We start from the raw sequence: 13,225 nt of genomic DNA on the forward strand, positions 1-13,225 counted from the left end.
CATGTCTTACCGCCTTTATGTTCGCCCGATCCCACCGTTCGCGGACGTTGATCAGAACCCGGATGCCCAGCTGTTCAACTGGGTGCTGCACGATGCCAGTGGTGACTCCCAGGCCCGGGGCACCGGGGACAGCCGCGATCGAATCGAGCAGACGCTGGCGCAGAATGCCCTCGACAATGTCCTGCTGATTGGCCTGATTCCGGGTGAGGAAGCTCTTTACTGTCTGGCCGATATTCCGGCCAGGCAGAGCCGGTTTATCCGGCAGGCGCTGCCCTATGCGGTTGAGGAGCAGATTGCCCAGGACATCGATTCCGTTCATCTGGCCCTGGGAAAACACACCGACGCCGGTTACCGGGTGGCGGCCATTGATCGCGAGCAGATGGCACAATGGGTACATTTGTTCAGCGACTGGGATCATGTGCGCCTGGATGCCGTATACCCGGATGCGGCATTGCTGCCCAGGACCGAGGGCGGCTGGTCGATCTGCCTGGATGGCGAATCGGCGATGATGGTCAGCGACCGGGGAGAATGGCTCAGCATGCAATCGGCCAACCTCGGCATGTTCGCCTACACGCTGGCGGCACCGTCGGCCGAGGAGGTAGTGGCCGAGATTCCCGTCACCCTGTACGGCACGGCAGAGGAGCTGGAGGTTCAGCAGTCCGCAATCTCTGAACTGGGTGCCTCAGGCCGTCTCGCTCTTCGCACGGAAGCCCTCGAACTGATGCCCCTGGAGCTATTGGCTCATGCCCACCACCATCATCTGTGCGAGCCGATCAATCTTTGCCAGGGAGTCTTTGCAGCAGACTCTGACCGGGCCAGTCCACTCCGCCCCTGGAAACCCCTGATCGCCGTTGCCGCGGTGTGGTTTGTGGTTCAGGTGGCTCTGAATGTTGGCATGGGATTCTATTACCAGAACCAGGCCGATCAGCTGCGATCAGAGGCCATGGCCATTTACCGGGATGCCTTTCCGAACGACCGCCGCACCCACGCCGGGAACGTTCAGCGGGTGATAGAAGGGCAGCTCCGGGTGGCTGGCAGCAGTGGCCCGGACATGGGTTTTATAACCCTGATGAAATACACCGGCCAGCAATACGCGCAACTGCCGGGTACCCGGTCGGTGAACTTCAATTCGGTCAACTACAGCCGGTCCCGGGGCGAGTTGATTGTTGATGTTCGGGCCGACAGCTATGATCGGCTGAGTGCCCTGCGCAATGGCCTGGCGAGCCAGGGGCTGGAAGCGCAGATTGGCTCGGTGGTAAACGAAGCCAGCGGCGCCCGCGGCCGTTTGACGGTTTCAGGAGGTTGAGCCCATGTTTTCACGACTGAAGGATCAGCCCGCCGTTGGCAAACTGATTGCCCAGTATGACCAGTTGCCGAGACGCGACCAGCAGGCGCTCGGGGCGCTTGCAGTGGCAGTATTGCTGGCCATTCTTTACTTTGCCGTATGGCAGCCGGCGGCTGAGTTCCAGGAACAATCGGCCAGTGCCCGGGAAAACGCCGGAGAACTGCTGGCCTGGATGCAGGCCAACGAACAGACCATCCGGCGCCTGGGTGGCGCAGGCAGCGATACGCAGGCGGCAGCCGTAGACAAACCGGCGGATGGCCGGGCCCTGATGGCGCTGGTTACACGCTCGGCGGGCGAAGCAGGGCTCTCCCTGCAACGGTTTGAGCCCAGTGGCGAAGACGCCATTCGGGTCTGGCTCGAAAACGCCCCGTTTGCCGAGGTGGCCGCGTGGCTGGAAAGGCTCAGCGCGGATCATGGAGTGGTCATAGATCAGGCCGCCATGGACCGGGCCAGTGAACCGGGGCGGGTATCCGTTCGTTTAACCCTGACGATCTGATCCAGCGCGCGGATTTAACAATAATAACTCCGGGCCGGTTTCCGGAACTGCAACAGGAGTAGGACGCCATGACCAACGGTACCGACAACAGGAATCAGCCTGAGCCTGTCATTGTTCGGCTGGATGAAACTGCGGCCAACGAGGCCCGGTCCATTCTCTATCATGCCTACCGGAATGAACCGACGTTCCAGTACCTGTTTGACCACCGCCGGCCGGGCTATGAGCAGCGGGTCAGGGCGACGATCCGTGAACTGATCGACCTGTACTACGAGTTGCGGCAGGACGCGGTGGGAGTGATGGTGAACGACACCCTGGTTGCGGTCGCCTTCATTGGTGATCCGGAACTGCGGATGAACCTGGCTGACCAGTTCAGCTGGCGCATCCGGATGGTGCTGACCACGGGGTTTGCCGCCACCCGCCGCTACCTGGATTATCACCAGAAGATTCGCGATCTGTTGCCGCAACCCCTGGCTCACCAATTGCCCCTGATGGGCGTGAATCCGGCGTATCAGAATCGCGGCTATGGCCGGCTGTTGCTGAAAACTGTGGAACGACTTTGTTCGGAGAATCCCCGGGGCAGTGGTCTTGTGCTGGATACCGGCAACAGCCGTTATCTGCCGTTTTACGAATCCGAGGGCTTCCGGAGCCTGGGCAAGATCCAGCTCGGGGATTTTGAAGATCATGTGCTGTTCCGGGAAGTTCAACCGGAAAGCAAGTCGGCCGCGCCCGGCCAGAACTGACGTTTCATTCGGTAATGGGAGTTGCTGTGTCTGACCAGCAGGAATTTGATCTGATTGTCATTGGAGCCGGCTCCGGCGGGGTTCGCCTTGCCCGCATGTCTGCCCAGCGTGGCGCACGGGTAGCCGTGGTGGAATCCCGGTATCTCGGCGGTACCTGTGTCAATGTCGGGTGCGTACCCAAGAAGCTGTTCGTTTATGGCGCCCACGTGCATGAAGACCTGGAAGACGCCGCCGGCTATGGCTGGCAGGTTCCGCTGGGCGATGTCCGCTTTGACTGGCCCAAGCTGGTGGCCAACAAGAACGCCGAGATCGAAAGGCTCAATGGCATTTATGGCCGCCTTCTGGAGAATGCCGGCGTGACCATCATCCAGGGTACTGCAACCCTGCGGGATGCCAACACCGTGGTGGTCGGTGACCACGCCTACAGGGCGAGGCACATCACCGTGGCGACCGGCAGCTGGCCGGTGGTGCCGGATGTGCCCGGGAAAGAATGCATCCTGACCTCCAACGAGATGTTCTATCTGCCGCAACTGCCCAAGCACGCGGTGGTGTGGGGTGGCGGTTATATCGCCGTGGAGTTTGCCGGCATCCTGGCTGGGCTGGGTGTTGAAACCACGCTTCTGTATCGGGGCGATCTGTTCCTCAGAGGTTTTGATGGCGATATCCGGCGCTTCACCGAGCAGGAAATGCGCAAGAAGGGCGTTAACCTGAGATTCGGCGTAACCATTGAATCCGTGGAAGCGGAAAACGCCCATTACCGGGTACATCTCAATAACGGTGAAACCCTGGAAACCGGGCTGGTGATGGCGGCCACCGGCCGCCGCGCGCTGGTGGATGGCCTGGGGCTTACCGATCTTGGTGTTCAGCTCAGTGGCTCGGGGCATGTGGTGGTGGATAAACACTTCCAGACCGCCGTGCCGTCGATTACCGCTCTGGGCGATGTCATCGGTACGCCGCAACTGACTCCGGTGGCACTGGCCCAGGCTATGGTACTGTCTCGCCGGCTGTTTGGTGACGGCCAGGGCGAGATGGACTACTCGGCCATACCCACGGCCGTGTTCTGTCAGCCCAACATCGGTACCGTTGGACTCACCGAGGAAGAGGCGCGGGAGGCGGGCCACAGGCTCCGGATCTACCGTTCGGAATTCAGGCCCATGAAGCACACGCTGAGTGGCCGGGATGAGCGGTGCCTGATGAAGCTGGTGGTGGATGACCACACAGACCGCGTGCTGGGCGCCCACATGGTGGGCCCGGATGCCGGAGAAATCACCCAGGGGCTGGCCGTGGCCATCAAGGCCGGCGCCACCAAGGCCCAGTTCGACTCTACCCTCGGCATTCATCCTACCTCCGCCGAAGAGTTCGTTACCATGCGGGAACCGGTAGCGAGCTAAGTCCCGGGCTCCGGCGCCCCTGCGTTTGGGCGCCGGCTCCTGCTACAGCTTGATCCAGCGGCTCAGAGTTTCCCGAAGATTCTCTTTACGCACCGGTTTGGCGATGTAGTCGTTCATGCCGCTCTCAAGACAGGTACGCTCCGTGCCGGGAAGGACGTCGGCGGTGAGGGCGATGATGGGCGTTCCTGTCTGGCCGTTGCTTTTCTCCCACTCACGGATGTAACGGGTGGCTTCGTACCCGTCCATTACGGGCATCTGGCAGTCCATCAGGATTATGTCGTAACCGGCGTGATTGCTGGTCACTTTCTCCAGTGCTTCCTTACCGTTATTGGCGGAGTCCGCCTGGAATCCAAGCCGCGTGAGCATGGCCGTTGCCACCCGCTGGTTGACGGGGTTGTCTTCCACCACCAAAGCGTGGCTGACCTTGTCTACCGGTTCCCGAGCGGCGGGTGCAGCGGGAGCGGTGCGGACGCCCGGGTTGGCAAGCTCGAAGGGCAACTCAAAGCGGAAGGACGAACCTTTGCCCAGATCCGTCTCCACCTGGATGTGGCCGCCCATCAGTTCCACCAGGCGTTGTACCAGCGACAGACCGAGGCCGGTGCCTCCGTGCAATCGGCTGTTGCCACCATCCAGTTGCTCGAAGGAGTTGAAAATGTCCGGCAGGCGCTCCGAGGGGATGCCTGAGCCGGAGTCACTCACCGTGCAGTTGAGAATCACGCAGTTTTCTTCGAGGGGGAAGGAGCCCGCCTGGATGTTAATGAACCCATCCCCGGTAAACTTGATGGCATTGTCGATCAGGCAGGCCAGCACCTGCCTGAGGCGAGCCGGGTCGCCGATAACCTTCGGGTTGTCTGGCCAATCTCCGTAAAACGTGAGATTGAGTGCAAGGCCCTGCTGTTCGGACATGTGGCGGAACGTGGCGGTGCAGTTGGAGATCAACTGTTTCAGGTCAAACTCCTGGTTCTCCAGCTGCAGGGTACCGCTGTCGACCCGGGAATAGTCCAGGATGTCACCGATCACGGTGAGCAGGTCTTCCGTGGACTGCCTGGCGGTATTCAGGTAGTCCCTCTGGCGATGGGTGAGAGGCTCTTCCTGGATCAGATCGACCATTCCGAGCACACCGTTGAGCGGAGTGCGCAATTCGTGGCTCATGGTGGCCAGGAACTCGGACTTCGCCTGGTTGGCGGCCTCGGCTTTTTCCCGGGCATGTTCAGAGGCTGCCACGGTCTGATCCCTGGCCGTTTTCAGGTCAACCAGGTGGCTGGCCAACTGGTTAAGCTGCTCCTCGATCTCGACCACTTCCCGGGAGGTCTGGTGGGTGTTGAGGGGACGCTCCCGGTAATCACCGCCGGTGAGTTTGCCAATGCGGCCGGCGAGATCCCGGATGGGTGCCAGGATCGTTCCCAGGTAATGGTTGATGATCAGTATGGTGAAGATCAGCAGGGAGACGCCCACCGCAATGGAGGTCCAGAGAATGTCGTGGCGCCGGTTGGTCAGCACATCAACGTCAACCCCCACCTCCACGGTGCCGACTCTCAATGAGCCGCCGCCAAAGCCATAATCCGGCTCGAACCATTCGGCAGTACGGCCCGCGCTCATTTCCAGCGGCTGCTGCAGGATCTCGGACTCGTACACATAGTAATCCTGGTGTTTGGCCTCCAGGTTCACCGGGCCATTGGCAACAAATCCAATCTGCTCACCCATGACATCGGTAACACGAATCCAGTCTGTCTTGCTGCGTCGCAACGACTGGGACAGGATCTGTTCCAGGGCCTCGGTGTTGCCTGACACGACCGCGTACTCCAGGGCCGGCGCCAGGCTGTCAGCCAGGAGCTGGCCACTGTCGGCCAGGTCCTTGCGGGCGTCCGCCAGGCGGGCAGAGGTGAAGAACACCATCAACACGATGAACATAACCACCGCCGGCAGGGCACCAAGCAACAGAAGCTTGCGGGAAAGTGGGCGTTGCTGGGCAGACGTTTTAATCATTCGCCGTCTCCCCGTCGTTCGCCAACTGGCGGTTTACACGCTCGGCAATTTCGTCCCGGCCCGGCAAGGGAATGTTCATGGACCTGGCCACCTGCTCGTTGATCTCTACCCGGTATTGCTCCGGGTACGTGGGCGCCGGAAAGGCGCCAGACTCGAAGAACTCGGCCAGGTAATCGCCGGCCAGGCGAGCCATTTCCGGGAAGGGCGCATAACTGGAGGCCAACGCGCCGGCCTTGACATAAGCTTGCGACGGCCCGATGACAATCTGATTGCGGCGGTAGGCTGTCAGCAGGATGTGTTTGATGGTGCGAGGGTTGTAGATGGCGCTGTCCGGTGCTGCCAGGAGAAAGTCACCATACCCCAGTGCCCTTACCAGGGTGGGAATCAGGCGATCGGGACGCTCCACCAGAAATACCCGGGCCTCCAGGCCGAAGCGCGGAAGTTCATCGATCAGAGGTTCATAGAGTTCTACGGAATCGGCCGTGGCCAACAGGGCAATCTTGGTGGCCTGTGGCAGTATGGCCTTGCCGGTCAGTGCCTGGCGAATCAGCGGAACGTCGTAGTAAACCGCCGAGATCTGGCCGGGAGCCCGCTCGGCAAAGGAGGTGATGAATTCCTTGTCTACCAGGGTCGCCAATATGGGGGCCGAACGACTGGCCTGGCGCACACGTGTGAAGGCAGCTGGCCCGACCGTAACGATAGGGCGTGAGGTGATGGCCGGCAGCTGGTCGTCCGACACTTTCTCAAGCGTGGTGTCAGCCGGAAGCTCCTGTTCAAGCAACTGGATGAGGTGCTGGTCAAGGGCGGCGTTGCCCGAGCCTGCGAAATAGACCGTCTGTGCGGTCGGTTCCTGAGCAGCAGCCATGGGCGCCAGCAACGCCAGCAAAGGAACCACCAACGCGCGGCGGGCCACCATAAGGAGACGTCGCCAGCGCTGATCAGGTTGTCGCATTTCCATGCTATTACTACGTTCCATACCGTCCGGGGTTCACGTTATCCCTGTAAGACTCAGAAACGGACACCAGCCTCTACAAAGAACTGGTTCTGATCCTCAATCCGGTTATCTGGGCTGATCCATGGCTTGTGATTGAGGTAATGCTGCATAACCAGGGCCAGGACATAACTATAGTCGCTTCTGTCCACCCGGCGCGCCAGCCGGAAGTCTGCGCGCTCGAACCGGGTATTGCGGACTTCGTTGGTCCAGTAAAGGGCGGTTGAGCCCATAAACCCTGCGGGCAGGTCCTGTATCCAGGCAAAACTGCCGGAATCCCGGGCCGACAGACGGCCCAGAAGATCGACGGCGCGCCGCTGGTCATTGGCCGGCAAGGCGTTGGGGTCGCCGGTGTAGCGACCTTCCTGCTCAAGATAGGCGTAGGTTGCCCTCAGTCGCGTACCGGAGAATTCAAGGGACGTTTCCAGCTCCACGCCTTCCTGATCCAGGGCCACGTTGTTGGCGATGTACCATTCCTCTTCGTTGATCACGCCGCTGATCATGTCACGGAAATAATCATTGAAGTAACGCACTTCCACCGACAGCAGCGCGCTATCGAGATGGAACTGACCGAAGTAGCTGATCTCCCTCGAGGTAATCCACTCCTCCTCCAGCTCCTGGCCATAGGTGGAAGTGGTCGGGTCCAGCAGGTCTTCCACCAGTATACGCTGGCCTTCGAGGGCCTCGAAAGGTGGGCGGACGTTGCTTGGGCGGTAAGACCAGTCCGGTTCCTGCTCGAAGGCGTCGGGCGTTCTTACCGCTCTTGAGAATACAAAACGCAGGGCATGGTTGTTGTTGAAGATGAAGTTGGCGGCGGCCCGTGGGGAGAAATAGTCCTCGTTGGTGGTCGTCGTCTGTTCCCAGTTGCCGCCCAGGTTAAAGGTGAGCCACCGGTACGGTGAATACTCGGTGTTGGCGAAGATCCGGGACTGGTAATTGTTGCCCTCACCGTTGAAGAAGGTTTCGGAATCGTAGGTGTCTTTTCGATAACCCAGGCCGGAAACCAGCTTCAGCTGGTCGCTGAAAATCAGGGTGTCCTGGATCTCGATTTCCTGACGGGTTTCCTCGATGTCTTCATTCAGGTCCGCAATAAACGGTCCCTGGTTCTCAGGGAAGGGCGGAAACTCCGGCGGCAGCAGCGCGTTTATGTCGGCGGCGGGAACCGATACCGACCAGCGCTGCCTCTGGCGCTGGTTCTGGTAGCTGGCCTGAATGTGGTAGAAGTGGCGTTCGGAGGTTTTGCCATTAAAGCGGACGTGTAGGTAGTAGTCGTCCATCAGGATGTCAGGGTTTGTGGTCGCTTCGAGCTTGCCGGATTTCTCCAGATCCTCCTCGTTCACACCTTCAAGCACGCCAGCACGAAACTCGACGGAATGCTGGCGATCCACCCGGAACACGCTGTCGAAATTGAAGTTGTTGATATCGTGGCCATCGTGGAACGGAATTTCCTCGCCGCCGTCTATTTGATTGTCAAAGCCGTTGGATTTGCGCTTCTCGTAGGACAGTCGCCAGCTGTTATCGCTGTCTGCATCACCAACGGAGGTAAAGGTTCGCAGATAGCCCCGTGAACCGGCGGATGCGAACGCCTCGACCCCGGCGGTATCCTGGGGTGAGCGGGTGATGATGTTGATGCTGCCCAGGAAGGCGTTGATCCCGTAGGCCGCTGAATTGGGGCCGCGGCTCACCTCAATGCGCTCGATGTTTTCGATGGCCACCGGCATCGACAGCCAGTCCACATCCGCAAGGCTGATCCGGTACGCGGTACGACCGTCGATCTGGACTTGAAGCCGACGCTGTTCGTATTGGGAGGTACCGTGGTACGTTGCCACCGGATTGGTACTGCCCCAGTGGCCCACGACCATGCCGGGCACCAGACGAAGCGCTTCCTGCAGGTTCCGGATTCCAAGTTCGCGTATCATGTCCCCGGTGATAATGGTGGTGGTACCCGGGACCCGTAGCTTGGACTGACGCAGGCGCGTTGTGGTCAGCACTTCGGGAATTTCGGCCTGGTCTCCGTGTAATGCCAGCAGACCGGTGGTCAGATCGGGTGAGTCAGGCTGTCCATGCCCAGCGATTGGAAAAAGGGTGAGAGCGAGTGCGGCGCCGAAAACGGTTATGTTCGAACCGTGGCTACGCACCGACAATATTTTTTTAGAATGATGCATGGTGGACGTTTTATACTTTGCCGAGTTCAGTTGTCTGGGGCCCGTGGCCGGGTGAAAGTCTTGTCGAGCGTTTTGTCTTTTCGGGACTATCGTAAGGGACTACAGGCGTTTTGTCTCTCCAAAATGTAATGAATATCAGGCTTGGAGTTCAGGTTGTATGAATTGTTGGGAAATCCTCGGAATTGACCCTACCGGCGACCGCCGGAAAATCCAGGATGCGTACGAACAGCAGCTCAAATTCGCCTCCGACGAGGAGGCCCGGCGCCTGGACCAGGCGTATCGAGAGGCCGTGGGAGAGGCGCCAGAGCCCGCGCGCGAAACGCGGAGCGAAGCGGCCCCGGAGCCGCGGGAAACCGGCACGCCAGAGCCCTCTGCAGCGCCAGAGCCTTCTGCAGAGTCCCCTAGCCGTCCTCTGGATGCGAATGAGGGGCAGGTGGTTCGCGAGGTTGTCATCCAGATCAAAGCGCTACTCAATGATGCTACCCGCAGCAAGGATGCCGGCATATGGAAGGCCATTCTCTGTGAGCCACCGGCGGACGAGGCGGCTCTGCGTGCGGAAATCGGTCGGCAGCTTGAGCCACAGCTCAGGCCCATGGCTGAAAACGGCTCCTTCCCACAGCCCGTTGCCCATTTCCTCGGGGAGTGGTTTGGCTGGTTCAGTCCGGAGCAGGCACCACAACCGCTGGACGAGCGCCATAGCACTGAAGGTGACGAGTCCGAAGATGTGCCGGAACAGCCACCCCAGATGGTGAACTTCTGGCCAGCGGTGATTGGCTGGATCGTCGGCCTGGTCATCCTGGCCACGCTGTTCGGCGGCATGGGGGGCGGCTGAGGCCGCCCTTTTTATTCCGCATTCGCCTGCTCGATCTTCTCCCGGTATTTCTGCGCCAGAATTGCCCCCACAATCACCTGAATCTGGTTGTAGCACATGATCGGAAGCACGATCATGCCGAAGCCAGGGTGGCCGGAGAACAGCACCTTGGCCATGGGCAGCCCCGAAGCCAGGCTTTTCTTTGAGCCGCAGAATACCACTGCCGCCTCATCCTCCAGGCTGAAGCCGAAGCGTCGTACCAGAAACCGCGCCAGCAGCATGAACAGCAACAATAGGCCCAGGCAGAGCAGGATGGTCAGGACAATGGCCTGCACCGGAAGGTTCTGCCAGAGCCCGCTTTCCACCGAGTGCGAGAATGCCGAGTAGACAATCAGCCAGATCACGCACTTATCATAGCGGGCCATGAGCTGCTCGTTGCGGGACAGGAATCCGCCGAGCCAGGGGCGCATGGCATGCCCGACCGCAAAGGGGAGCAGCAGTTGCATCACGATGTCCTTCAGCGCTTCCGCAATGGAGAAGTCCCCGCCGCCGGAGGTGCTGACCAGGAGCAGTAGCAGAAACGGGGTCAGCATCATACCGAACACGTTGGATGCGGCCGCGCTGCAGATGGCGGCCGGCACGTTGCCCCGCGCCATGGCGGTATAGGCAATAGAGGAAGACACCGCCGACGGAAGCACGCCAAGGTATAAAAAGCCGAGCCCTAGATCCTTGGGCATCCAGCTCGGCACGATGTTGCTCAGCTCGTTGATGGGCAGGGCCACAAGGGGAAAGAAGACAAACGTCAGTGCGGTAATCAGGATGTGCAGGCGCCAGTGGGTGGCACCGGCAATGATCTGATCCCGCGAAAGTGCCGCGCCATGAAAGAAGAAGAGCAGGGCAACGGCAACAGTGCCGGCTTTGGCCAGGAAATCGCCCGCCTGGCCGGTGGCGGGCAGGAACGTCGCCAGGACAATGGCGCCCAGCAAAAGCAGGGTAAAGGTGTCGATACGGAACTTCATGGATTACAACTCCAGACGCTTAAGGGCTCGAAGGCTCGGGGCGAGCAACTGCCGGGCAAGCTGTTCGGCTTTGTCTGCATCCCGGCGCCGAACCGCGGCCAGCAACAGCTCGTGGTCTTCCTGGGAGGGTTCAGGCAAGTCGGAGTCGGTTTCGGTTTGCTCGATGGTCAGGCTCACCGCGTGGGAAAAGTAGTCGTACAGTTCCACCAGTGCGGAATTATGAGAAGCCGCCACCAGGGCATGGTGGAAGGCTTCGTCGTGCCGGATACGCAAGGGCAGGACCGCGCCGGCCTTTGCGCGGGCATCGAGTGCGTTGGTCATGCTACGCAGATCCTCGTCGGTGCGGCGCGAGGCCGCCAGCTTTGCCGCTTCGGTTTCCAGCATGATGCGTACTTCCAGCTGATCCGCCAGCTGGGTGCGTGCGATACGCCGCAGGGTTTCTCCGGCATCCCGGGTCGCCCGCACGTAGGTGCCATCGCCCTGACGGGTCTCCAGCATGCCCACGTGGACCAGCACCCGCACTGCCTCGCGAACGGTATTGCGGCTCACTCCCAGCGATTCCGAGAGCTCCGATTCAACGGGCAGGCGATCGCCGACTGACCAGACTCTGTCCTCAATGGCGCCTCTGAGGCTCTCTATGGCGGTTTCCACCAGAGATCCTTTGCGAATTCGTTGCAGCATGGGTCTATCATCCCTCTATCCGATAAACCAATCATCCTATGAATTGAGTCGAACCGCAACAATCGTAACAGTTGCCGGTTCAGCGATCGCTGTGTGAGGGGTTGAGGAACTGGTAGTCGGCGGTATCCACGCGCCGTGTGGTAAGGCGGTATGTAAAGGTAAAACCGGGCCAGTTGATGCTGTTGTGGCCGTTTTCGTCCAGGTACCAGGAGGTGCAGCCGGAGCTCCAGACCGAGTGCTGCAGGCCTCGCTGAATCACATGGGTGAATCGGTCCTGACGATCCTGACGAACGTCCATGGCAGCGCCGGGGTATTTCTGCAGCGCGTTAATGCAGGTGCGGATGTAGCGGAATTGGGATTCCAGCATGTACACAATGGAGTTGTGGGCCAGGTTGGTGTTCGGGCCATAGAGCATGAACAGGTTGGGAAAGCCGCTCACGGTGATGCCCTTGAAGGCAGATGCTCCGGTTTGCCAGGCCTCATTGAGGGATTTGCCGCCCCGACCGATGACCTCTATGGGTGAGAGAAACTCTGAGGCCCGGAACCCGGTGCCACAGATAATGGCATCCACCGCATAGTGCCTGCCGCTGCGGGTCTGCACCCCGTGTTCATCGATACTTTCAATCGGGTTGGTCACCAGATCCACGTTGGGCCGGTTGATGGCCGGGTACCAATCGTTGGATATCAGGATGCGCTTACAGCCGATCTGGTAGTCGGGAATGATGTGCGCCAGCTTCTCCGGGTCGGTTACGTGTTTGCGGGCTTCCCGCCGTGCCTGATTGGCAAAGACTTTCAGCAACCCGTTGAACCGCGTGAATGCCAGGGCGCGGCTCTCGTTTTTCCAGTAGATCAGGTAGCGATAGAGCCGGTCCCAGGCTGGTACCCTTCGGAACAGCGTCTGTTCCCAGGGCTTGAATGGCCGGTCGGGCTTGGGCAGCACCCAGGCGGCTGAACGCTGGAAAAGATTCAGCTGCTTTACCTGGCTCGCTATTTCCGGAACGAACTGGATGGCGCTGGCCCCGGTGCCAATCACCGCTACCCGTTTGTTGGTCAGATCGTAATCGTGGTCCCAGCGCGCTGAGTGGAACATCCGGCCCTGAAAGCGTTCCAGCCCTTCGAGTTTTGGCCACGCCGGCTGGTTGAGCTGGCCGGTTGCGGTGATCACCACGTCGGCGAGAAGTTGCTCACCGCTGGCCAGGGTAAGGGTCCAGCGATTGCTCTGATCGTCGAAGCGGGCGGAGGCGACTTCGGCGTTGAACCTGAGATGATCGCCCAGCTGGTACTTCTCCACGCAGTGGTGCATGTACCCGAGGATTTCCTGCTGCAGCCCGAACTTGCGGGACCAGTCGTGCTTGGGCTCAAAGGAAAAGGAGTAGAAATGGGATTGCACATCGCAGGCCGCGCCCGGATAGGTGTTGTCGCGCCAGGTGCCCCCCACATCCTCGGCCTTCTCCAGGATCGTCAGGTTGGTGTAGCCGGCCTGTTTGAGCGTGATGGCCATGCCCAGTCCACCGAAACCCGTACCGATAATGACGATGGCGGGCTGGTCAGTATTGTGTTGGCTCATCCTGGGGTGTCCGGTTCTTGTTGTATTGGATTT

Annotated in this window: 11 protein-coding genes; 5 read left to right on the forward strand and 6 right to left on the reverse strand. The window is 60.1% G+C overall.

Translation table 11 applies throughout. The features are described from left to right. Position 1: 1 nt before the first annotated feature. The 4 genes from gspL to gorA all read left to right on the forward strand — a co-directional run bounded on the left by gspL (position 2) and on the right by gorA (position 3,972). A complete protein-coding gene (gene gspL / locus AC0J1C_RS08430; RefSeq protein ID WP_473046426.1) occupies positions 2–1,306 on the forward strand; it encodes a type II secretion system protein GspL in 1,305 nt (434 codons plus the stop codon). 4 nt (positions 1,307–1,310) lie between these two features. Beyond that, entirely contained in the window at positions 1,311–1,841 is a 531-nt protein-coding gene (gene gspM / locus AC0J1C_RS08435; RefSeq protein ID WP_473046427.1) for a type II secretion system protein GspM, read from the forward strand. 68 nt (positions 1,842–1,909) lie between these two features. Next, on the forward strand, positions 1,910–2,581 hold the full coding sequence (locus tag AC0J1C_RS08440; RefSeq protein ID WP_473046428.1) for a GNAT family N-acetyltransferase: 672 nt from the start codon (positions 1,910–1,912) through the stop codon (positions 2,579–2,581). Positions 2,582–2,595: 14 nt separating this feature from the next. After that, on the forward strand, positions 2,596–3,972 hold the full coding sequence (gene gorA / locus AC0J1C_RS08445; RefSeq protein ID WP_473046429.1) for a glutathione-disulfide reductase: 1,377 nt from the start codon (positions 2,596–2,598) through the stop codon (positions 3,970–3,972). A 42-nt stretch (positions 3,973–4,014) separates the two neighbouring features. On the opposite strand, the gene AC0J1C_RS08450 is transcribed toward gorA, so the two are convergent. The 3 genes from AC0J1C_RS08450 to AC0J1C_RS08460 are packed head-to-tail and all read right to left on the reverse strand — an operon-like array spanning position 4,015 to position 9,114. Continuing rightward, positions 4,015–5,958, reverse strand: coding sequence for an ATP-binding protein (locus tag AC0J1C_RS08450; protein ID WP_473046430.1), 1,944 nt, complete (start codon positions 5,956–5,958; stop codon positions 4,015–4,017). After that, a complete protein-coding gene (locus AC0J1C_RS08455) occupies positions 5,951–6,916 on the reverse strand; it encodes an ABC transporter substrate-binding protein (RefSeq protein WP_473046431.1) in 966 nt (321 codons plus the stop codon). Before AC0J1C_RS08455 ends, AC0J1C_RS08450 begins: the two co-directional genes overlap by 8 nt. Positions 6,917–6,966: 50 nt before the next feature. Continuing rightward, a complete protein-coding gene (locus AC0J1C_RS08460; protein WP_473046432.1) occupies positions 6,967–9,114 on the reverse strand; it encodes a TonB-dependent receptor plug domain-containing protein in 2,148 nt (715 codons plus the stop codon). A 157-nt stretch (positions 9,115–9,271) separates the two neighbouring features. Here AC0J1C_RS08460 and AC0J1C_RS08465 point away from each other — a divergent pair, with 157 nt between their 5' ends. Next, positions 9,272–9,946, forward strand: coding sequence for a J domain-containing protein (locus AC0J1C_RS08465; RefSeq protein ID WP_473046433.1), 675 nt, complete (start codon positions 9,272–9,274; stop codon positions 9,944–9,946). Positions 9,947–9,957: 11 nt separating this feature from the next. Here the strand turns inward: AC0J1C_RS08465 and AC0J1C_RS08470 are convergent, their stop codons facing one another. The 3 genes from AC0J1C_RS08470 to AC0J1C_RS08480 all read right to left on the reverse strand — a co-directional run bounded on the left by AC0J1C_RS08470 (position 9,958) and on the right by AC0J1C_RS08480 (position 13,192). Continuing rightward, positions 9,958–10,944 carry a bile acid:sodium symporter family protein gene (locus AC0J1C_RS08470; RefSeq protein ID WP_473046434.1) on the reverse strand — a complete coding sequence of 329 codons (987 nt, stop codon included), beginning with the start codon at positions 10,942–10,944 and terminating at the stop codon, positions 9,958–9,960. 3 nt (positions 10,945–10,947) lie between these two features. After that, entirely contained in the window at positions 10,948–11,625 is a 678-nt protein-coding gene (locus tag AC0J1C_RS08475) for a FadR/GntR family transcriptional regulator (protein ID WP_473046435.1), read from the reverse strand. 79 nt (positions 11,626–11,704) lie between these two features. After that, complete coding sequence (locus AC0J1C_RS08480) at positions 11,705–13,192, reverse strand: flavin-containing monooxygenase (RefSeq protein WP_473046436.1); 1,488 nt, start codon at positions 13,190–13,192, stop codon at positions 11,705–11,707. Positions 13,193–13,225: the final 33 nt, after the last annotated feature.

It is taken from the genome of Marinobacter sp. E2 (genome assembly GCF_055755345.1).

Coding starts and splice junctions, on each gene's coding strand:
- gspL (WP_473046426.1), top strand. CDS start 2: ATGTCTTACCGCCTTTATGTTCGCCCGATCCCACCGTTCGCGGACGTT.
- gspM (WP_473046427.1), top strand. CDS start 1,311: ATGTTTTCACGACTGAAGGATCAGCCCGCCGTTGGCAAACTGATTGCC.
- AC0J1C_RS08440 (WP_473046428.1), top strand. CDS start 1,910: ATGACCAACGGTACCGACAACAGGAATCAGCCTGAGCCTGTCATTGTT.
- gorA (WP_473046429.1), top strand. CDS start 2,596: ATGGGAGTTGCTGTGTCTGACCAGCAGGAATTTGATCTGATTGTCATT.
- AC0J1C_RS08450 (WP_473046430.1), bottom strand. CDS start 5,958: ATGATTAAAACGTCTGCCCAGCAACGCCCACTTTCCCGCAAGCTTCTG.
- AC0J1C_RS08455 (WP_473046431.1), bottom strand. CDS start 6,916: ATGGAAATGCGACAACCTGATCAGCGCTGGCGACGTCTCCTTATGGTG.
- AC0J1C_RS08460 (WP_473046432.1), bottom strand. CDS start 9,114: ATGCATCATTCTAAAAAAATATTGTCGGTGCGTAGCCACGGTTCGAAC.
- AC0J1C_RS08465 (WP_473046433.1), top strand. CDS start 9,272: ATGAATTGTTGGGAAATCCTCGGAATTGACCCTACCGGCGACCGCCGG.
- AC0J1C_RS08470 (WP_473046434.1), bottom strand. CDS start 10,944: ATGAAGTTCCGTATCGACACCTTTACCCTGCTTTTGCTGGGCGCCATT.
- AC0J1C_RS08475 (WP_473046435.1), bottom strand. CDS start 11,625: ATGCTGCAACGAATTCGCAAAGGATCTCTGGTGGAAACCGCCATAGAG.
- AC0J1C_RS08480 (WP_473046436.1), bottom strand. CDS start 13,192: ATGAGCCAACACAATACTGACCAGCCCGCCATCGTCATTATCGGTACG.